The sequence below is a fragment of the Pseudoxanthomonas sp. F11 genome (assembly GCF_037046485.1).
Classification (GTDB): domain Bacteria; phylum Pseudomonadota; class Gammaproteobacteria; order Xanthomonadales; family Xanthomonadaceae; genus Pseudoxanthomonas_A.
This window is the reverse complement of sequence record NZ_JBANLZ010000005.1, coordinates 187,098-205,716: the sequence shown is the minus strand read 5'-3', so window position 1 is coordinate 205,716 and position 18,619 is coordinate 187,098. Positions and strand designations below refer to the sequence as shown.

Below are 18,619 nucleotides of genomic sequence, written 5' to 3'. Positions count from 1 at the left end.
GTGAGGAGTGAGGAAGAACAAGAGCCATCGCTCTCACTCCTCACTCCCGATCACTCGCTCCTCGCTCTTACATGCCAAGCAGCATGCGGTGCGGATTTTCCAGCTGGTTCTTGATGTCCACCAGGAACAGCACCGCGTCCTTGCCGTCGATGATGCGGTGGTCGTAGGACAGCGCGATGTACATCATCGGCGCGGCGACGACCTGGCCGTTCTCGACGATGGCGCGGTCCTTGATGGCGTGCATGCCCAGGATGGCGCTCTGCGGCGGGTTGACGATCGGTGTGGACATCAGCGAACCGAAAGTGCCGCCGTTGGTGATGGTGAAGGTGCCGCCCTGCAGGTCTTCCAGGCCCAGCTTGCCGTCGCGCGCCTTCTTGGCGTACTCGGCGATGCCCTTCTCGATGTCGCCGAAGCCCATGCGCTCGACGTTGCGCAGCACCGGCGTCACCAGGCCTTTGTCCGTGGACACGGCGATCGAGATGTCGGCGTAGCCGTGATAGATGATGTCGTTGCCGTCGACCGAGGCGTTGATGATCGGATGGCGCTGCAGCGCGTTGGCGGCGGCCTTGGCGAAGAAGCTCATGAAGCCCAGCTTGATGCCGTTGGCCTTCACGAAGTCGTCCTGCAGCTCCTTGCGCATCTCCATGACCTTGGCCAGGTTGACCTCGTTGAACGAGGTCAGCATGGCGATGGAGTTCTTGGACTGCATCAGGCGCTCGGCGATGCGGGTGCGGATGCGGGTCATCGGCACGCGCTCTTCCGGACGCGCGCCGCCGGACACGCCCGCGGTCTTGCCGCTGGCGTAGTTGACCAGGTCTTCCTTGGTCACCGCGCCGCGGCGACCGGTGCCTTCCACGGCGGCCGGATCGATGCCCTGGGTGATGGCAGTGAAGCGGGCGCCCGGGGGCAGCGCGTCGGCGCCGGCCGGTGCGGGCTTGGTGCTGGCCGGGGCGGCCGCGTCGGCCTTGGCGGCGTCGGCCTTCGGCTGCACTTCCTGGGGGCCGGCGGCCGGCTTCTTTTCCTCTGCGGCGGGGGCGGGAGCCGCGGCGGCCGCGCCTTCCTCGATGATCGCAAGCAGCTGCTGGCTGGTCACCGTGTCGCCTTCCTTGAACTTGATCTCCTTCAGCACGCCGTCGACGGGCGAGGGCACTTCCAGCACGACCTTGTCGGTTTCCAGGTCCATCAGGTTCTCGTCGCGCTTGACCGCGTCGCCCACCTTCTTGTGCCAGGCGGCGATGGTGGCGTCGGAGACGGACTCGGGAAGAACCGGAACTTTGACTTCAGTGGCCATGGGATGGGGCGTCCTGGTGATGTTGTTGTTCGTTGTAAAGGGGCGGGCTTATTCGGCGACGTGGTCGGCGCCGAGCTTGTTGACCAGTGCGTCGGCGACCAGCTTCAGCTGCTCTTCCACATGCTCGGCGAAATGGCCGGCGGCGGGCGAGGGCGAGCGCGGACGGCCCGCGTAGTGCAGGGTCTGCTTGTCGGCCAGGCAGGCCTGCAGGTGATGCTTGATCTGGTACCACGCGCCCTGGTTCTGCGGCTCCTCCTGGCACCACACGACCTCGGTGGCCTTGCCGTAGCGCTTCAGTTCCGCGGTCAGCTGCTCGCGCGGGAACGGGTAGAGCTGCTCGACACGCAGCAGGGCCACGTCGTCCTGGCCGCGCTTCTGCGCGTCCTCGAGCAGGTCGTAGTAGACCTTGCCCGAGCACGCGATGACGCGCTTGACCTTCTTCGCATCGGCGGTCGCGTCGGGGATCAGGTGCTGGAATTCGCCGTTGGCGAGTTCGTCCAGCGTGGACACCGCCAGCTTGTGGCGCAGCAGCGACTTCGGCGTCATCACCACCAGCGGCTTGCGGGTGGTCATGCGCATCTGGCGGCGGAGCATGTGGTAGGCCTGGGCCGGCGTGGTCGGGACGCACACCAGCATGTTCTCCAGCGCGCAGAGCTGCAGGAAACGCTCGAGGCGCGCGGAGCTGTGCTCCGGACCCTGGCCTTCGTAGCCGTGCGGCAGCAGCAGGGTCAGGCCGCTGATGCGGCCCCACTTGGCTTCGCCGGCGGCGATGAACTGGTCGATCACCACCTGCGCGCCATTGGCGAAATCGCCGAACTGCGCTTCCCAGATGCACAGGGTGTTGGGATCGGTGGTGGAGAAGCCGTACTCGAACGCCATCACCGCCTCCTCGCTGAGCAGCGAGTCGATGACGGTGGCCTGCTCGGGCTGTTCGACCAACTGGCGCAGCGGCAGGTAGTAACTGTCGGTCTTCTGGTCGTGCAGGATCGCGTGGCGGTGGAAGAACGTGCCACGGCCGGCGTCCTGGCCCACCAGGCGCAGGCCGTGGCCTTCGGCCAGCAGCGTGGCGTAGGCCAGGTTTTCGGCGAAGCCCCAGTCGCCCGGCAGTTCGCCGGCGGCCATCTTCACCCGGTCCTCGTAGATCTTGGCCACGCGCGGATGCAGCGCGACGCCGGCCGGGATGGTGGTGATGATCTTGGCCAGCGAATCCAGCGCCTTGCGCTTGACCTTGGTGTCGACCGGATCGCTGAGCTTGCCGGACACGTAGCGCGACCAGTCGATCGCCAACTCGTCGCTCTTCTGCTTGGCCAGCTCGGTCGTGTAGTCGCCGGAATCGAGCTTGTTGCGGAACGCGTCGGCCAGCGCCTTGCCGCCATCGGCGGGGATCACGCCCGCCTCTTCCAGCTTGGCGGCATACATCTCGCGCGTGGTGGCATGCTTGCGGATGGTCTGGTACATGACCGGCTGGGTCGCGGCCGGCTCGTCGGCTTCGTTGTGGCCGTGGCGGCGGTAGCACACCAGGTCGATCACCACATCCTTCTTGAACTGCTGGCGGAAGTCGTAGGCCAGCTGCGCCACGAAGACCACCGCTTCCGGATCGTCGCCGTTCACGTGGAAGACCGGCGCGCCGACCATCTTGGCCACGTCGGTGCAGTACAGCGTGGAACGCGCGTCTTCCTTGTTGCTGGTGGTGAAGCCGATCTGGTTGTTGATGACGATGTGCAGCGTGCCGCCCACGGCGAAACCGCGCGCCTGCGACATCTGGAACAGTTCCATCACCACGCCCTGGCCCGCGAACGCGGCGTCGCCGTGCATGATGATCGGCAGCACGGCCTGGCGGGCGGCGTCGTTGCGGCGCTCCTGGCGCGAGCGGGCGCTGCCGGCCACCACGGGGTCGACGATTTCCAGGTGCGACGGATTGAAGGCCAGCGCCAGGTGCACCGGACCGCCTGGGGTGGCGATGTCGGCCGAGAAGCCCATGTGGTACTTCACGTCGCCGGCGTGCGCCAGGCTGTTGTCGTGCTCGAACTTGCCCTCGAACTCGTCGAACAGCTTGCGCGGGTTCTTGCCCAGCGTGTTGACCAGCACGTTCAGGCGGCCACGGTGGGCCATGCCGATCACGATGTCCTTCACCCCGCCTTCGCCGGCGCGCCGGATGGTCGTGTCCAGCAGCGGGATGAGTGCGTCGCCGCCCTCAAGCGAAAAGCGCTTCTGGCCCACGTACTTGGTGTGCAGGTAACGCTCCAGGCCCTCGGCGGCCGTCAGGCGCTCCAGGGTGCGCCGCTTGGCCTCGTCCGACAGGCCGAACTGGCCGCCCGCGGTTTCAAGGCGCTGGTACAGCCACTGGCGCTGCTCGACCTCGGGGATGTGCATGAACTCCACGCCGATCGGGCCGGTGTAGGTGGCCTTCAGGCGGGCCAGCAGATCGCGCAGCTTCATGCGCGAATGACCACCGACGTTGCCGGTGCTGAACTCGCTGTCGAGATCGCGTTCGGACAGGTTGTGGAACGCCAGGTCCAGGTCGGGCGGATTGACCGGCGGGGTCAGGCCCAGCGGGTCGAGCTGCGCGCCCAGGTGGCCGCGCGAGCGGTACGCGGTGATCAGGCGGCCGATGTTGCGCTCGCGCTCGTCGCCGCCGCCGGTCACGACATGGCCGTTGTTGGCGGCCTGGCGGGCGGCGTCGGCGATCTGCTGGATGACCACCGAGTGGGGGACGTCCCCGGCCTCGCGCCCCTTGAAGCCGTCGAAGTAGGCCTTCCACTTGGGACCCACGCTGTCCGGGGCGACGAGGTACTGCTCGTACAGGTCTTCGACGTAGGAGGCGTTGCCGCCATTGAGCTGCGAGGATTGCGCGAACTGCTTCAGGAGATTGTCCACGATGGCGATGGCGTGCTGTGGGGTAGTCGAGGGGCGCTTGCGGTCCATGTCGCGCAATGTCTCGGCGACATGGACGAAAACCGGGAAATTATACCCCCATGCCGGGAAGGGGGCGTAACCGGATTGGACTAAAGGCGCAGGGTGCCCGCGTCGCGGGACCCGCGATCAGAGGCCGAGTGCACGGTATTCGGAGACTGGACGCGCGCGTTCCCACATCGGGGTGAACTCTTCGCGCAGCTGCCGTGCGCGCCCGGCATGTTCCAGGCCGGCCTCGCCATCGAAGCGGTGGCCCAGGGGCCGGTAGTAGTAGCCATGGTCGTCGTTGGCGACAAAGGCCGCGGCATAGGGCAGATCCACCGGGTCCTGCACTTCGCGGAACCCGAAGACACTGGGCAGGCGCTGGGCCAGGCCGATCAGCGGGGCCAATGCGTGCTGGGGCGCGGCCGCGTCCTGCAACAGGACCTGGATCTGCACGCCGGTCCGGTGCGTGGCGAACCGGCGCAGCGCCTCCAGCACCGGGGGGGCGTCCCACAGGCCAGGGTCGAGGGCGCGGCTGTAGATCGCCAGCGCGCGGCGGGCCTGCACGACGATGGCGGTGGTGATGGCGATGGCTTCGACCCGGCGGGCGATGGTGGCCGTGGCGCCCAGTGCCCGGCGCATGCCCTGGTGCTCGATCCCGGCTTCGAAGAAGCGCTCGCCCTCGGGCAGGAACCCGTGGCGGGCGTAGAACCCTTCGGCCTCCACCTGGGCGTGCAGGGACACCGCCGGCCACTGGCGTCGGCGGGCCTCGGCCAGCAGGGCGAGCAGCAGGGCCTCGCCCACGCCCTGGCCACGCCAGGCGGACAGCACCGCCATGCGGCCGATGCGGTGGTCGGGCGTGAGCCGGGCGGTGCCGATGGGCTGCCCTCCGGCGTCGCGGGCGATCACGTGATGGCACAGCGGATCCAGCGCGTCCCACTCCAGGTCGCGCGGCACGCCCTGCTCCTCGACGAACACGGCATCGCGGACGCGCCGGAGTTCGTCCAGTGCGGCGGCGTAGTCGACCGCCTCGACGCGATAGTCGGCCGTGCTCACGACTGCGAGTCCCCGATGTCCGGCTCGTCATCGTCGAGGGCGAGCTGGTAGTGGCCCTGCTCGGCGAGCGCCATGACGGCATCGCGGCCGGCATCGCTGAGCACGGCGTAGGCCTGGCCGTCAATCGACTCGGCGGCTGCCAGCAGCCGGGCATCCTTCACCGGCATCACATGGTCCACGCCATTGCAGAACAGCGTGGCCTGCGTGCGGCGGCGGCGCCACGCGAACCGGGAAAAGGGGTGCCGGAGCAGGCGGGCGCCCTGTTGAAGGTCCCATTCCAGTTCGATGCGCGAGGGCGCATCCGGGCCAGGCATCACATCGCCCGAGGCCCGGTAGGTGGTGATGAAGCGGCCGAACCAGTCGCCGAGCCGGTCCGGGTCGTTCATCCGAAGGGCATTCAGGGCTTCCACCACGCGTTCCATCGCGCGGGCGTCGATCTCGTAGGGGTCCTGGGGCGGGCTGAGGTCCTCGTCGTGGTAGCGCACGGCTTCGTCGGCGTCGGCGACCAGGGTGTCCAGGTAGTCGGCGATCAGTTCCGCCGACGACGGTGCGCGCATGCCCACCGAGAAGGTCAGGCACGGGTTCTCCGCCACCCCGTGGTGCGGGACCAGTGGCGGCAGGTACAGCATGTCGCCGGGTGCCAGCACCCATTCATGGGTCGGGTCGAACCGCTGCAGCAGCTTGATCGCCACGTCCTCCTGGAAGGCCAGGTCCGGTGCGGGCTTCCCCAACGCCACACTGGCGTCGATCATCCAGCGGCGCTCCCCCTGCGCCTGCAGGAGGAACACGTCGTAATGGTCCACGTGGGCGCCCACCGAGCCGCCGGTGGCCGCAAAGCTGATCATGATGTCGTCCACACGCCAGCGCGGCAGGAAACGGAACTGCGCCAGCAGTTCGCGTACGTCGGCATCCCACTTGTCCACGTCCTGCACCAGGAGGGTCCAGTCGTGGTCGGGCAGACCGGGGAAGTCCTCTTCCTGGAACGGGCCGGTGCGCACGTCCCAGGCCCCGGTGGCGCGATCCAGACTGATCATCCGCGCCAGCACGCCTTCTTCGCAGGCCAGGCCCGCCAGGTCTTCCGGCTGCACGGGCGTTTCGAAGCCGGGAAAGGCGTTCCTGATCAGCAGGGGCCGCTTGTGCCAGTAGTCGCGCAGGAAGCGCTCGGCCGGCATGCCCAGCGGCTGGTCGCGCGTGGCGACGATCTCGAAGGGCAGGGCAGCGGTGCGGGACGGGTTCTTCTTCATGGTGTCGGATCCGCGCAGCGTCACGCCGCGCATGGGAAAGGGAGGCCAGCGTGGCCGGGCAGGCCGCGCAGGGCATTGATGCGCATCAAGGCCGCGCGTCGTCGGAGGGGGAGGTGGCGGCCTCCTCGGCCAGGCGCTTCTCAAGCCGCTGCATCGCACCCTGTGCGTAGCGGCGGCAGGCGGTGGTGTCCATCAGCGGTGCGGCGGCCCTCGGGCCGATCCGGTTCCACAGGTGGCTGGCCGAAGGGTGCGGGGTGACCAGGATGTCGCAGTCGAGCGCTGCGACCCGTGCGAGGGTGTCGCGGAATGCCGCCAGGTAGCCCGGATGCGCGGCGTCGTCGCTGTAGCGGAAGACGTCGTCCGAGATCGCCGTCAGGCTGTCGGCGTAGACCATCTGGCGACAGTCGTCGCCTTCGCAGGCGCGCCAGGTCCAACTGGTGCCACCCGGGGTGTGGCCAGGCGAGGCGACCGCCGTCAGGGCCAGCGGGCCGACGCTCACCACGCCGTCGTCGGCCAGGGGGATGATGTCGGCGACCGGCGCGATGGGTTCGGCCACCTCGAATTGCGGGTCGGTGCGGTCCGGCAGGCCGCGCTTCAACGTGTCGACGGCCGGTGCGCGCGCGTACACCGGTGCACCCGTGGCTTTCTGCAGTTCGGCGAGGCTGCCGGCATGATCGAAATGCTCGTGCGAGAACACGATGGCGCGCACGTCCTCCGGCCTGAAACCGAGCGCGCGGATGTTGGCCAGGATCTGCGGGCCCGCCTGCGGCGTGGCGGCATCGACCAAGATATGGCCCGCGTCGGAAGTGACCAGCAGCGCACTGATGCCGCAGGTGCCGACGTACCAGGTGTTGCCGTACACCTTCAGGGGCGTTGCAGGATCGTTCCAGCCGGCATCGTCGGCGCAGCCCCTGAAGGCAGGCGCATCGGAGGCGAGGGCGGTCGATGAAAGGGCGAGGGCGATCACACTGCCCAGCAGGGTGAAGCGACGTTTCATGTGGCGATCTCGTCGTAGCCGCGATTGACGAACTGCAGCAGGCACCAGCCATGGCCCCAGGGATCGGCCAGGCCGACGATGCGGCCCCAGTCCGTGTCGCGAATGTCGGTTTCCTGCACCAGGCCGGCCTGCAGGGCACGGTCGAGGGCAGGTTCAAGGTGATCCACCACCACATCCAGGTGCACCGGCGTCCAGTGGCGGGCGTAGTCACGGTTTGTGATGGCGGTGGCGCCGGAGCCGGCCGCGTTCTGCAGCAGGTAGATCGGTGCCTGCGCCCCCAGCAGTTCGACGCCACCGTCGCCGAAATGGCGCCCGGTGGTCAGCCCGAAGGCGCGCGTATACAGCGCCTCGGCGGCCGGCAGGTCGGGTACGTCGATGTTGATCAGCAGATGCATCGCCGTACCCGCCTCCGAGGTCAGATGCCGCGTGCGAGACGCTCGGCCAGGCCGGTGTAGCTGCCCGGCGTCATGTCCCGCAGGCGCTGCTTGGCGTCGGCCGGCAGCGCCAGCGATTCGATGAAGGCACGCATCGAATCGGCGGTGATGCCCTGGCCGCGCGTCAGCGCCTTCAGCTGTTCGTACGGATTGGGCAGGCCGTGGCGGCGCATGACGGTTTGCACGGCTTCGGCCAGCACTTCCCAGGCGGCGTCGAGGTCGGCGTCCAGGCGCTGCGGGTTCACTTCCAGCTTGCCCAGGCCCTTGGCCAGGGAATCCAGCGCCACCTGGGTGTGACCGAACGCCGTACCCAGTGCACGCAGCACGGTGGAGTCGGTGAGATCACGCTGCCACCGGCTGATCGGCAGCTTGGCGCTGAAGTGTTCGAACAGGGCATTGGCGATACCGAAGTTGCCTTCGGCGTTCTCGAAGTCGATCGGGTTGACCTTGTGCGGCATGGTCGAGGAACCGACTTCGCCTTCCTTGAGCTTCTGCTTGAAGTAGCCCAGCGAGATGTAGCCCCAGATGTCGCGGGCCAGATCGATCAGGATGGTGTTGGCGCGGCGCGCCGCGTCACCGATTTCGGCGACGTTGTCGTGCGGCTCGATCTGGGTGGTGTACGGGTTGAATACCAGACCCAGCCCTTCGACGAAGCGCTGGGCGAAGGTCGGCCAGTCCACGTCGGGGTAGCTGGCCACGTGGGCGTTGTAGTTGCCGACTGCGCCGTTGATCTTGCCGGTCAGCTCCACCGCGGCGATCTGAGCGCGCTGGCGCTCCAGGCGAGCCACGACATTGGCGATCTCCTTGCCCAGCGTGGTCGGCGAGGCGGTCTGGCCGTGCGTGCGCGACAGCATGGGTTGCGCGGCCTGCGCGTGGGCCAGTGCGCGCAGGGTGGAGGCGACGCCGTCCAGCGAAGGCAGCAGCACTTCGCGGCGCGCCTGTTCCAGCATCAGGCCGTAGGACAGGTTGTTGATGTCTTCGCTGGTGCAGGCGAAATGAACGAACTCCAGCGCGGGCGCGAGCTCGGCGTCGTACTTCAGCTGTTCCTTGATGAAGTACTCCACTGCCTTGACGTCATGGTTGGTGGTGCGCTCGATCTCCTTGACGCGGGCGGCATGGGCCACGCTGAAGCCGTCGGCCAGCGCCCGCAGGCGGGCCTTCGCCCCTTCGGAGAACGTGGCCAGTTCGGTGATGCCCGGCTCAGCGGCCAGCGCCAGCAGCCACTCGACCTCCACCTTCACGCGGGCGCGGATCAGGCCGTATTCGGAAAAGATCGGGCGCAGCGCATCGACCTTGCCGGCATAGCGGCCGTCGAGCGGAGAGAGGGCGAGCAGGGACGAATCCGACATGGGCGGGGCAGGGGGCTGGAAGGGAGCGTTCCATTTTACCCCGGGAAGGCGGCCCTCCGGCCTGGCGTATCCTGTCGGCCCGCCAGCCACCGGCTTCGGCCGGCATGCGAGCCGTGAAGTCCTGCCAGGAGACGCTGATGACCAGCAAGAAGACCGCGGGCCGCACCCGCGTCGAGCACGACAGCATGGGCGAGTTGCAGGTGCCTGCGGATGCCCTGTGGGGCGCGCAGACCCAACGTGCGGTCCAGAACTTCCCCATTTCCGGCCGGCCCATGCCGCGTGGCTTCATCCGCGCCCTGGGTCTGGTGAAGGCGGCGGCCGCGGAGGTCAACGCGGGCCTGGGCCTGCTGCCCAAGGGCGTCGCCAAGGCCGTGCAGACGGCCGCCAACGCGGTCGCGCGCGGCGAACACGACGCGCATTTCCCGATCGACGTCTACCAGACCGGCTCCGGCACCTCGTCCAACATGAACGCCAACGAGGTGATCGCCACCCTGGCTTCTCGCGCAGGCAAGGCGCAGGTGCACCCGAACGACCACGTCAACCTCGGCCAGAGCTCCAACGACGTCATCCCCACGGCGATCCGGGTGGCGGCCCAACTCGCCGCGGTCGAAGACCTGCTGCCGGCCATCGGGCACCTGCGCAAGACCATCGATGCGCGGGGCCGGGCACTGGGCAAGGTGGTGAAGACCGGCCGGACCCATCTGATGGATGCCATGCCGCTGACCTTCGGCCAGGAGTTCTCGGCGTGGTCGGCGCAGCTGGCATCGGCGCAGGCGCGCATCGAGGACACGCTCAAGCGGGTGCGCCGGCTGCCGCTGGGCGGTACCGCCATCGGCACCGGCATCAATGCCGATCCCCGCTTCGGCGCGCGCGTGGCGAAGGCGCTGTCCGCCACCACCGGCACGCGCTTCGAAAGCGCCGCCAACAAGTTCGAGGGGCTGGCGGCGCAGGATGATGCCGTGGAATTGTCCGGCCAGCTCAGCGCGCTGGCCGTCGCCCTCACGAAGATCGCCAACGACCTGCGCTGGATGAACTCCGGACCGCTGGCGGGGCTGGGCGAGGTCGAACTGCCCGCGCTGCAGCCCGGCAGTTCGATCATGCCCGGCAAAGTGAACCCGGTGATTCCCGAAGCCACCGTGATGGTCTGTGCGCAGGTGATGGGCTACCACACGGCGGTGACGGTCGCCGGCCAGACCGGCAATTTCCAGCTCAACGTCACCCTGCCGCTGATCGCACACAACCTGCTGGACGCGATGCAATTGCTGTCGAACGTATCGCGGCTGCTGGCCGACGACTGCATCGCCGGCCTGCAGATACGCCAGGCGCGGGTGAAGGAAGCCCTGGACCGCAACCCGATACTGGTCACCGCGCTCAACCCGGTGATCGGTTACGAAAAGGGCGCCGCCATCGCCAAGCAGGCCTACCGGCAGAACCGGCCGGTGCTCGAGGTCGCCCGCGAGATCACGGGGTTGCCGGAGAAGACGCTCAAACCGCTGCTGGATCCGGCCGTGCTCGCCAAGGGCGGTATCCACGGGAAGCCCGGGGGCGGAGGCGGCTGAGGGGCGCGGTCGCGCCGCTCAGTCGCGCGGAGGCCATTCGCCTGGAACCTTCGTCCCGGACAGCATCGCCAATGCGCCCTCGCACATCTGTTGCTTCTGTTCGGGCGTGCCCGTGTCCAGCCGGCCCAGGCGCTGCGCAAGCGTGCGTTCCCGGTAGGTCGCCAGCGTTTCATCCGGCGCGAACTCGGCGAGCGTCAGCAGTCGGCCGCGCTCGATACGGTCCTGGTGCGTATTGACGTAGCGGAAATACGCAGGCGCTGCACGCTGCAGGTAGGTGGGGTCCGCAGCCGAGCATTTCTCGATCAGCACCGGCATCGCGAACGTGGCCACATAGGCGATGTGGTCCTGGAAGGCGCGTTCGCGAGCGGGCTCCGGCCCGTCGCTCGCGTGGGCCACGGGCGCGGCGAGCGCCAGCGCGATCGCCGTCGCCACAAGGCGGTACTTGCTCATGATGCGCTCCTGTCGAAAAGGGATGGGGCGTGACGGACCGCGCGTGCGCGGCTCGCGGCATCAGGGCGTGGCGGGTTTCGCGGCGGCATCCGCTTCGGCGGCGGCATCCTGGCCGGATGCGCTGCCATTGTCGCCCTTGACCGCCCGGCCGATAGCGCGGCCCAGGTCCTTGCCGGCCTCGTGATTCTTGTTGTGGCTGGTGCGGCAGTCTTCCGCATCGCCTTCGTCCATCGACGCGTACGGCTGGAACGCAGGCAACGCGGCGGCCAGGTCCTGCTGCGCCCTGTACAGGCCGGGCAGACGGTCGCAGATCTTCATCGCCTCGGCTTCGACCTTTTTGGCCTCGGCTTCGATCTGCTTGTCGATCTGATCCGGATTGCCGCTGAAGATGCCCTTTACCGCGGCGCCCACCGCCTTGCCGGCGAGCTTGGCGCCTTCCTTGCCGGTGGCGATGCCCGCATCGGCGATCCCGCCCAGCTCACGGTGGTAGGCGACCAGCAGGGCGCGCTGCGCATCGCTCACCTCCACCTTCTTGCCGCCGACGATGAAGTCGCCCTTGGCCGAGATTTCAGCCTGCGGGTGACCGGTCGCATTGAGCGTGAGGTTCTGGCCCCACAGCGCGCGCGAGACGGCGATACCATCGCCCTCACCGGCGTTGGGCGCCTTGTCCTTGCCGGAGCAGGCGGACAGCAGCACGAGGGACAGCGCAAGAGCGAGCGGTGCGAATCGGGTCATGGTGTTTCCTGCGAACTCAGTGATGTTTCGGGATGTCGATCGCGCCGGTGACGCCTTCGTGGTCGACATCGCCGCTGCCGAGCGAGCGGACGGTCAGTGCGCCGGTGACATTGCGCGCTTCCACGCCGCCGGAGCCGACCGAGCCGACCACCACATCGCCGGTGATGTCGCGAAGCTGAGCGCCGCCGGAGCCGATGGAGTCTATCTCGGCACCGCCACCGCGCGACAGGCTGAAGCTGCCCGAGCCGATGCTGCCGACGTGGGTGCGGCCGTGCACGCGGTCGGCCTCCACGTCGCCCGAACCGATCGACACGACCTTGAGGCTGCCGGCGCCGTGGATGTCGATGTCGCCAGAGCCCACCGAGACGGCGGCCAGCCCGCGGATGTCGCGGCCCACGGCGTGGCCCGAGCCCACGTCGGCGCTGAACACGGGGGCGCCCGTGACCTTGGCCTCGCCCGACCCGACTTTCACCTGCACGGGCAGATGATCCGGCAGGGTCGCCGTCAGGTGCAGGTAAGCGTAGTTGCTGCCGAAGGAGATGCCGCTGAAGCTGCCCTCCTGGTACAGACGCACGATCAGTTTGTCGCCGGCGCGGCGCTGTTCGATCTTCAGCCGCGCCAACCGATCGGCATGGCTGCTGCAGGCGCGGCCGCTCGCTGCGGCGGGGGCACCTGCGCGCGATTCCACCGTCATGTCGTGGGGCCCGACCTCGAATACCACGGCCTTGGCATCGCCGGTGTCCAGCACCAGCTCGCGGGGAGATTCGTGCTTGCAGTACCGGTCGGAGGCCGACGCGGGCGCCGCCAGCGCCAGCGCGGCGAGCAGGGAGGAAGCGATCAGGGCGGTGCGCATTCCGTGTCTCCGGGGGTGATCATAGGTCGGACAGGCCGCGGCTGTCGGCGAAGGTGCGCTATCGGCTCGCGAACTCGCGGCGCAGCTCGTTTTCGCAATCCCCGACATCGTCCGCCTCCAACGTGGCGTAAGGGCGGAACTCGGGAACGGCAGCGGACAGCCGCTGCTCGCGATCCAACAGTGCCGGTAGGCTCCGGCAGATCCGTCGCACGCCGGGTTCGACGGTCTCGCGGACGGTCTTCTCGATGCGTCGCTCCAGACTGCCGGTCATCGCGCCGAACATCAGACTGAAGAGGCCACGGTCCACCGCATCCAGCGCCGCCTGGGCGCTGCGTTCGCCGATGTCGATGCCGGCCTTGGCGATGGCGATGACCTCGCCGCGGTAGAGCAGCAGTTCCTGTCGCTGATGGCGGTCGATGGCGACCGGCTTGCCTTCGATGAGGAAATCACCCTGCGGGGTGATCTCCGCGCGCGGCAACGCGCGATCCGCATGGGCGACGCGCGCATCCGACTTGCCGAAGCGAAGACTGTCGCCCAGTCGCAGGTTGCCGGTGTCGAGTTCGCGACGGGCAGCGGCGAGCTCGGTACGGACTTCACTGCGAGCATCGGCGAGGTCGGCGCTGATCTCGTTGTCGACGCGGGTATCACCGGCGTTAGCCGTCTGTACCGCGAGCGGAAGAAGGCTGGCCAGGAAAATCGTCATCAGCATGCGCGGGTTGCGCGTGGAGTGCATGGCGTGTCCTCTTCGTCGCCTGAATCGATGTCGGTGGCGCTGATACGCGGGCTAACGCGCGGGTTGGGTCGGGAAACCTCAGAAGGTCCAGTTGCCGTCGCCATTGGCGTCGCCGCAGTCGTCCACATCGGCCTGGTCCATCGTGGCGTAGGGCGAGAATTCGGGCAGGGCGGCGGAAAGCGCCTGCTGCGCCGACAACAGGCCGGGCAGGCGCGTGCACAGCTGCGCGACCATAGGCTGGATCTTGGCCTTGGCCTGCTCGCCGACCTGCTTGCCGATCTGGTCGCCGTCCTGGCCCGCGAGGACGCCCTTCAGGGCAGACGCGGCGGCGTCGATGCCGACGCGCGCGCCCTCCATGCCGATCGCCATGCCATCGCCGACCACGCCCAGCAGTTCGCCGCGGTAGGCCAGTACCAGCGCCTTCTGCTCCGGTGTGGTTGCGACCGCCTTGCCTTCGATCAGCAGATCGCCGGCCGGCGTGATCTCGGCCTTGGGCAGGTGCTGCTTGTCGTTGCGGTTGAGCGAAATGTTCTCGCGGGCCAGGCGGTCGCGTGCGGTGGCGATCTCTTCGCGGGCCTTGTCCATCTCCTGGCTGGCCTCGCCCAGTCCCTTGGCCGCTTCGTCCATCGCCTTGGCCACCACGCCCGTGGGGGCCTGGTTCTTGTCGGTCGGCTGGCACGCCGCCAGGGCGATCATGCCGAGCACGATGAGGGGGCGCATCCGTGAAAGAGGGGTGTGCATGTCCGGTTCCTGAAAGGGGCGGGCCGGGGTGGGCCCGCCTGGAAAGGCTGACGGGCGATTACTCGCTTTCGCGCCAACGACGCAGATGGATCGCGCCGACGATCAGGGCCACGCCGATGGCGGCGCCGATCCACATGTCCGCCGTGGCGAAAGCGTGCCAGCTGCGGGTCAGGTCGATGGCATTGGCCAGTTCGTCCGGCGTGTTGATCTCGGTGTGCGGGTTGGCGGCGCCGCCTTCCAGCGTCGGGAACCACGCGCCCGGCACCACGCTCAGCAGACCGCGGTAGACCACCGTGTACCAGACCAGGTCGTGACGGATATCCAAGCCCGGCAGGATGTCGGTCATGCTGACGATCACGCAGGCCAGCACGGGGACCAGCACCGCCCACAGGAACGGCTTGCTGCGCGCCCAGGCCGAGCAGAACATCAACCAGCCGACCGCAGGCAGCGACCACATCATGTACACAGGCAGGGAGCTGATCACGCCGCCGATCACACGCAACGGGTGGGAGTGGGTGAACATCGCGCCGCCGGCCGGCAGGCCGTTGACGGTGATGGTCAGGGCCGAGATCAGCCACATCGCCACGCCGATCAGGATGCCGATACCGATGGCCAGCAGCGGCGCCAGGACCAGCGCCCAGGCCAGCTTGGACAGCACCATGTGGGTGTCCGAGACCGGCAGCGACTTCCAGAACAGCACGCTGCGGTCGCGGCGGTCGTCGTAGAGGGTGCCCAGGGCGTAGAAGAACACCACGAAGGCCAGTACCACGCAGGCCAGGATCACACCGCCCAGCAGCATGCCGTCACCGATGCCGCCGACGATCTGGTGCGCCTTCTCCGGCGCATCGTCGATGACGAAACCGCCACCGTCCATCGACCGCCGTGCGGCGATGCTGCCGATCACGGCCAGGATCAGGTTCAGTACCAGGAAGATGCCGCCGGTGATCACCGGCGCCCAGAAGAAGCCTCCGCGGTTCTCCCAGAACTCGCGCTTGATCAGCCATTTGAACGCGCCCGGCTTGGAGGGCTTGCCCAACGTCGAAGTCACGGCGTTCATGCGTAGGTTCCTTTCATGATGGCGACGAACAGGTCGGCCAGGCCAGGGGTACGGGTTTCGCCCAGCGGGGCGAGTTGCGCCTGCGGCACGCCGTCGAACAGCAGGACGGTCTTGCCGAAGGGCAGGGCGCGCTCGTCGATGGGTTTCAGGGCGCGGGCCTGCTCGACCGCCTCCCCGCTGACGAGCACTTCGGTGTAACGCTCGGCGACTTCGTCCATCTGCGCGGTCAGCGCGATCCTGCCGTCGCGGATGAACATCACGTCGGTGAGGATGTGTTCGATCTCCTCGACCTGGTGGGTGGTGACGATGATGGTCTTCTGTTCGTCGAAGTAGTCCTCCAGCAGGCGCTGGTAGAACTGCTTGCGGTACAGGATGTCCAGGCCCAGCGTGGGCTCGTCCAGCACCAGCAGCTTGGCGTCGATGGCCATCACCAGCGCCAGGTGCAGCTGCACGATCATGCCCTTGGACATCTCGCGCACGCGCAGGTTGGGCTTGAGCTGGGTATTGGCCAGGAAACGTTCGCACTTGGCGCGGTCGAACCGCGGGTGCACGCCGTCGACGAAATCGATGGCTTCCTTGACCTTCATCCAGCGCGGCAGCACGGCCACGTCGGCGATGAAGCACACGTCCTTCATCAGCTCGTCACGATCCTTGCGCGGATCCAGGCCCAGTACCTTCAGCTGGCCTTCGAACGGGATCAGGCCCAGGATGGCCTTCAACGCGGTGGTCTTGCCCGCGCCGTTGGGACCGATCAGGCCGATGATCTTGCCAGCCTCGATCTGGAAGCTGGTGTCGTTCAGCGCAAGCTTGTTCTTGTAGGCCTTGCGCAGGCCGTGGGCCGACACCACGGCATTGGCGATTGCGGCGTTCATCACTTGTTCCCCTTGGATTGCAGCAGATCTTCGATGGACAGGCCCAGGCGTTCGATGCGCTCGGCGACGGCCGGCCATTCTTCGGTCAGGAACCGCTCGCGCTCGCTGCCGCGCAGCTTCTTGGACGCTTCGTCGGTGACGAACATGCCCAGGCCGCGACGCTTCTCCACCAGGGCCTCGTCGGCCAGTTCCTGGTAGGCGCGCGATACGGTGATCGGATTCAACTGGTACTCCGCCGCCACCTGGCGCACGGAGGGCAGGGCGTCACCCGGCTTCAGTATCCCGTCCAGCATCATCGCGATCACGCGATCCTTCAGCTGACGGTAGATGGGAGCGCCGTCGCTCCATTGGATGGACGTCATGGCTCAGCTCCTCGGACGCAGCGATTGGCCAAAGGAGAAATAGGGCATGGCCAGCGAGGCCCGCGCCCGGCGCTTGTGTTGCCGCGCCTGCGGATTGCCGTCATCGCCTGCGACCTCGGCGGCATCGGATTCCAGCGCGCCGACCAGGGCGGTGGATTCCACGTCGGCCGTGCGTGCACCGGTGACGGTCGCCAGCACCCCGATCGCCAGCAGCAGGCCGCCGACGGCCAAGCTGGGCAGTGTGTGGGTCAGTTTCTGGTTCATGGCATCCCCCCCTGCGTTGGGTGAGTGGTGTTGTATTCAACTATAACACCAAAACACAGGCCGTCAACCGGCTGACAAGGTTTTGCCACCCAACTGAAGGCATACTTGTCATGTTCGTACTAGTGGAGCGGGTCATGACGTCCAAGTTGTTGAAATACAGTGCTTTTGTTGCGCTCCTGGGGGCCGCTTCGGCCGTCTTGGCGGCCGGTCTGCTGGATGTCAGCTATCGGCCACTGACCGCGAAAACGCCCGTGAACCTGAAGGAACGTTATGCCGGCCAGGTGCTGCTGGTGGTCAATACCGCCAGCAAATGCGGTTACACGCCGCAGTACGAGGGCCTGGAGGCCCTGCACCAGCGGTACACGCCCAAGGGATTTGCCGTGCTCGGTTTTCCCTCCAACGACTTCAGGGGCCAGGAACCCGGCACCGAGAAAGAGATCCAGGAGTTCTGCACGCTCACCTACGGCGTGAAGTTCCCCATGTTCGAGAAGGTCTCCGTGATCGGCGAAAACGCCACGCCGCTGTACAGGGCACTGACGCGGGCGACCGGCACGGCGCCGGGGTGGAATTTCCACAAGTACCTGATTTCTCGCGACGGGCGTGTGGTCGCCCAGTTCCCCAGCAAGACCAGGCCGGACGATCCCGCGCTGGTGGCCGCGATCGAGCGCGAGCTTGCGGCTCCGCGTGCGGTGCGCTGACGCTGCCGTGCAGGGCGACAGGCGTGCCACAATAGGCGTTTGGCGCCATCTTCCCGGCGCGGGCTCCAGGAGTGAAAGGATGAAGCGGTCGGTCCGCGGCGTAGCCGCGTTGTTGGGAATCTCGTTTTCGATGCTGGGAGGCAGCGTGGCTGCACAGGAAAAGACCGCGCTGGTGACCGAGCGCGACAAGGTCAGCTATGCCATCGGCGTCGATGTCGGCAACTCGCTGCAGCCGGTGGGTCCGTTCATGGACACCGCCGCCTTCGAGCGGGCGATCGTCAATACGTTCGCGGGCAAGCCGGCGCTGATTTCCGAACAGGAGGCGCAGGCCACCGACCAGTTGCTGCGCGTGAACCTGGCGGCGGCCGATGGCCAGCCCATCCCCGGCATGCCGCCGGGCAGCACCCCGCCGCCGGTGGACAAGACCAAGGTGGGCCTGTTTCTGGGCACCTACGTCGTCGGCCCCTCGCTGATGCCGTTCAAGGACGAGATCGATCCCGCCGTCCTCGCGCAGGCCGTGCGCGCCGTGGCCGGCAAGGCCGGCACGCCGCTGCTGACCGTGGAACAGGCGCAGACGGAGATGAAGGCCTATATGACCAAGCGGCAGGCCGGTCTTGCCCAGCGCAACCGTGAAGAGGGCGCCAAGTTCCTTGCCGCAAACAAAGGCAAGCCGGGCGTGATCACCACGCCCTCCGGCCTGCAGTACATGGTGCTGCGGCAGGGCAATGGCCAGCGGCCCATGCCGACCAGCCGCGTACGCGTCAACTACGAAGGAAAGCTGCTGAACGGCGAGGTGTTCGACAGTTCCTACGCCCGTGGCGAGCCGGCCGAATTCCCGCTCAACGGCGTGATCGCGGGCTGGACCGAAGGCGTGTCGCTGATGCCGGTCGGCGCCAAGTACCGTTTCTGGATCCCGTCCAACCTCGCCTACGGCGAGGGCGGCGCGCCGGGCGGCAAGATCGGACCGGACGCCACGCTGACGTTCGACGTGGAACTGATGGGCATCCTGCAATAAGCCTTCGATCCAAT

At 67.6% G+C, this 18,619-nt stretch carries 19 protein-coding genes; 3 read left to right on the top strand and 16 right to left on the bottom strand.

Going from position 1 to position 18,619, the window contains the following annotated elements:
• Positions 1-67 precede the first annotated feature (67 nt).
• The 7 genes from sucB to purB form a co-directional block, all read right to left on the bottom strand.
• Positions 68-1,291, bottom strand: a complete 1,224-nt coding sequence (gene sucB / locus V8246_RS15620) for a dihydrolipoyllysine-residue succinyltransferase (protein ID WP_336190026.1) — start codon at positions 1,289-1,291, stop codon at positions 68-70.
• A 48-nt stretch (positions 1,292-1,339) separates the two neighbouring features.
• Positions 1,340-4,168, bottom strand: a complete 2,829-nt coding sequence (locus V8246_RS15615) for a 2-oxoglutarate dehydrogenase E1 component (RefSeq protein WP_336190097.1) — start codon at positions 4,166-4,168, stop codon at positions 1,340-1,342.
• Positions 4,169-4,333: 165 nt separating this feature from the next.
• Complete coding sequence (locus V8246_RS15610; RefSeq protein ID WP_336190025.1) at positions 4,334-5,242, bottom strand: GNAT family N-acetyltransferase; 909 nt, start codon at positions 5,240-5,242, stop codon at positions 4,334-4,336.
• Positions 5,239-6,486, bottom strand: a complete 1,248-nt coding sequence (locus V8246_RS15605) for a cupin domain-containing protein (RefSeq protein WP_336190024.1) — start codon at positions 6,484-6,486, stop codon at positions 5,239-5,241. Before V8246_RS15605 ends, V8246_RS15610 begins: the two co-directional genes overlap by 4 nt.
• An 85-nt stretch (positions 6,487-6,571) precedes the next feature.
• On the bottom strand, positions 6,572-7,483 hold the full coding sequence (gene blaAIM, locus V8246_RS15600; protein WP_336190023.1) for an AIM family subclass B3 metallo-beta-lactamase: 912 nt from the start codon (positions 7,481-7,483) through the stop codon (positions 6,572-6,574).
• On the bottom strand, positions 7,480-7,878 hold the full coding sequence (locus V8246_RS15595) for a VOC family protein (RefSeq protein WP_336190022.1): 399 nt from the start codon (positions 7,876-7,878) through the stop codon (positions 7,480-7,482). The genes blaAIM and V8246_RS15595 overlap by 4 nt, the downstream gene beginning before the upstream one ends.
• 20 nt (positions 7,879-7,898) lie before the next feature.
• On the bottom strand, positions 7,899-9,266 hold the full coding sequence (gene purB / locus V8246_RS15590; protein WP_336190021.1) for an adenylosuccinate lyase: 1,368 nt from the start codon (positions 9,264-9,266) through the stop codon (positions 7,899-7,901).
• A gap of 137 nt (positions 9,267-9,403) precedes the next feature.
• On the opposite strand from purB, the gene V8246_RS15585 reads away from it, so the two are divergent.
• Positions 9,404-10,825: a class II fumarate hydratase gene (locus tag V8246_RS15585; protein WP_336190020.1), complete on the top strand. Its 1,422-nt coding sequence runs from the start codon at positions 9,404-9,406 to the stop codon at positions 10,823-10,825.
• Positions 10,826-10,843: 18 nt separating this feature from the next.
• Here the strand turns inward: V8246_RS15585 and V8246_RS15580 are convergent, their stop codons facing one another.
• The 9 genes from V8246_RS15580 to V8246_RS15540 all read right to left on the bottom strand — a co-directional run bounded on the left by V8246_RS15580 (position 10,844) and on the right by V8246_RS15540 (position 16,892).
• Positions 10,844-11,275, bottom strand: coding sequence for a hypothetical protein (locus tag V8246_RS15580; RefSeq protein ID WP_336190018.1), 432 nt, complete (start codon positions 11,273-11,275; stop codon positions 10,844-10,846).
• Positions 11,276-11,335: 60 nt separating this feature from the next.
• Entirely contained in the window at positions 11,336-12,010 is a 675-nt protein-coding gene (locus V8246_RS15575; RefSeq protein WP_336190017.1) for a hypothetical protein, read from the bottom strand.
• Positions 12,011-12,026: 16 nt separating this feature from the next.
• On the bottom strand, positions 12,027-12,863 hold the full coding sequence (locus tag V8246_RS15570; protein ID WP_336190016.1) for a hypothetical protein: 837 nt from the start codon (positions 12,861-12,863) through the stop codon (positions 12,027-12,029).
• Positions 12,864-12,921: 58 nt separating this feature from the next.
• Complete coding sequence (locus tag V8246_RS15565) at positions 12,922-13,596, bottom strand: hypothetical protein (RefSeq protein ID WP_336190015.1); 675 nt, start codon at positions 13,594-13,596, stop codon at positions 12,922-12,924.
• 78 nt (positions 13,597-13,674) lie between these two features.
• Positions 13,675-14,337: a hypothetical protein gene (locus V8246_RS15560; protein ID WP_336190014.1), complete on the bottom strand. Its 663-nt coding sequence runs from the start codon at positions 14,335-14,337 to the stop codon at positions 13,675-13,677.
• Between the two features lie 58 nt (positions 14,338-14,395).
• Entirely contained in the window at positions 14,396-15,394 is a 999-nt protein-coding gene (locus V8246_RS15555; protein ID WP_336190013.1) for an ABC transporter permease, read from the bottom strand.
• Positions 15,391-16,266 (bottom strand): ABC transporter ATP-binding protein, encoded by an 876-nt coding sequence (locus V8246_RS15550; RefSeq protein WP_162108809.1) that lies wholly within the window; start codon positions 16,264-16,266, stop codon positions 15,391-15,393. The genes V8246_RS15555 and V8246_RS15550 overlap by 4 nt, the downstream gene beginning before the upstream one ends.
• Positions 16,266-16,628: a GntR family transcriptional regulator gene (locus tag V8246_RS15545; RefSeq protein WP_162108810.1), complete on the bottom strand. Its 363-nt coding sequence runs from the start codon at positions 16,626-16,628 to the stop codon at positions 16,266-16,268. Before V8246_RS15545 ends, V8246_RS15550 begins: the two co-directional genes overlap by 1 nt.
• A 3-nt stretch (positions 16,629-16,631) precedes the next feature.
• Positions 16,632-16,892, bottom strand: coding sequence for a hypothetical protein (locus V8246_RS15540; protein WP_185895993.1), 261 nt, complete (start codon positions 16,890-16,892; stop codon positions 16,632-16,634).
• 134 nt (positions 16,893-17,026) lie between these two features.
• Between V8246_RS15540 and V8246_RS15535 the strand changes: the two genes are divergently transcribed.
• Together V8246_RS15535 and V8246_RS15530 are read left to right on the top strand one after the other, a co-directional pair.
• A complete protein-coding gene (locus V8246_RS15535; protein WP_336190012.1) occupies positions 17,027-17,590 on the top strand; it encodes a glutathione peroxidase in 564 nt (187 codons plus the stop codon).
• Positions 17,591-17,669: 79 nt separating this feature from the next.
• On the top strand, positions 17,670-18,605 hold the full coding sequence (locus V8246_RS15530) for an FKBP-type peptidyl-prolyl cis-trans isomerase (RefSeq protein WP_336190011.1): 936 nt from the start codon (positions 17,670-17,672) through the stop codon (positions 18,603-18,605).
• The last annotated feature ends 14 nt before the right edge of the window (positions 18,606-18,619 follow it).

What these genes read in the sequence shown, in the direction of transcription:
- sucB (WP_336190026.1), bottom strand. Translation starts at nt 1,291, where the DNA reads ATGGCCACTGAAGTCAAAGTTCCGGTTCTTCCCGAGTCCGTCTCCGAC.
- V8246_RS15605 (WP_336190024.1), bottom strand. Translation starts at nt 6,486, where the DNA reads ATGAAGAAGAACCCGTCCCGCACCGCTGCCCTGCCCTTCGAGATCGTC.
- blaAIM (WP_336190023.1), bottom strand. Translation starts at nt 7,483, where the DNA reads ATGAAACGTCGCTTCACCCTGCTGGGCAGTGTGATCGCCCTCGCCCTT.
- V8246_RS15595 (WP_336190022.1), bottom strand. Translation starts at nt 7,878, where the DNA reads ATGCATCTGCTGATCAACATCGACGTACCCGACCTGCCGGCCGCCGAG.
- purB (WP_336190021.1), bottom strand. Translation starts at nt 9,266, where the DNA reads ATGTCGGATTCGTCCCTGCTCGCCCTCTCTCCGCTCGACGGCCGCTAT.
- V8246_RS15585 (WP_336190020.1), top strand. Translation starts at nt 9,404, where the DNA reads ATGACCAGCAAGAAGACCGCGGGCCGCACCCGCGTCGAGCACGACAGC.
- V8246_RS15580 (WP_336190018.1), bottom strand. Translation starts at nt 11,275, where the DNA reads ATGAGCAAGTACCGCCTTGTGGCGACGGCGATCGCGCTGGCGCTCGCC.
- V8246_RS15575 (WP_336190017.1), bottom strand. Translation starts at nt 12,010, where the DNA reads ATGACCCGATTCGCACCGCTCGCTCTTGCGCTGTCCCTCGTGCTGCTG.
- V8246_RS15570 (WP_336190016.1), bottom strand. Translation starts at nt 12,863, where the DNA reads ATGCGCACCGCCCTGATCGCTTCCTCCCTGCTCGCCGCGCTGGCGCTG.
- V8246_RS15565 (WP_336190015.1), bottom strand. Translation starts at nt 13,596, where the DNA reads ATGCACTCCACGCGCAACCCGCGCATGCTGATGACGATTTTCCTGGCC.
- V8246_RS15560 (WP_336190014.1), bottom strand. Translation starts at nt 14,337, where the DNA reads ATGCACACCCCTCTTTCACGGATGCGCCCCCTCATCGTGCTCGGCATG.
- V8246_RS15555 (WP_336190013.1), bottom strand. Translation starts at nt 15,394, where the DNA reads ATGAACGCCGTGACTTCGACGTTGGGCAAGCCCTCCAAGCCGGGCGCG.
- V8246_RS15550 (WP_162108809.1), bottom strand. Translation starts at nt 16,266, where the DNA reads ATGAACGCCGCAATCGCCAATGCCGTGGTGTCGGCCCACGGCCTGCGC.
- V8246_RS15545 (WP_162108810.1), bottom strand. Translation starts at nt 16,628, where the DNA reads ATGACGTCCATCCAATGGAGCGACGGCGCTCCCATCTACCGTCAGCTG.
- V8246_RS15540 (WP_185895993.1), bottom strand. Translation starts at nt 16,892, where the DNA reads ATGAACCAGAAACTGACCCACACACTGCCCAGCTTGGCCGTCGGCGGC.
- V8246_RS15535 (WP_336190012.1), top strand. Translation starts at nt 17,027, where the DNA reads ATGACGTCCAAGTTGTTGAAATACAGTGCTTTTGTTGCGCTCCTGGGG.
- V8246_RS15530 (WP_336190011.1), top strand. Translation starts at nt 17,670, where the DNA reads ATGAAGCGGTCGGTCCGCGGCGTAGCCGCGTTGTTGGGAATCTCGTTT.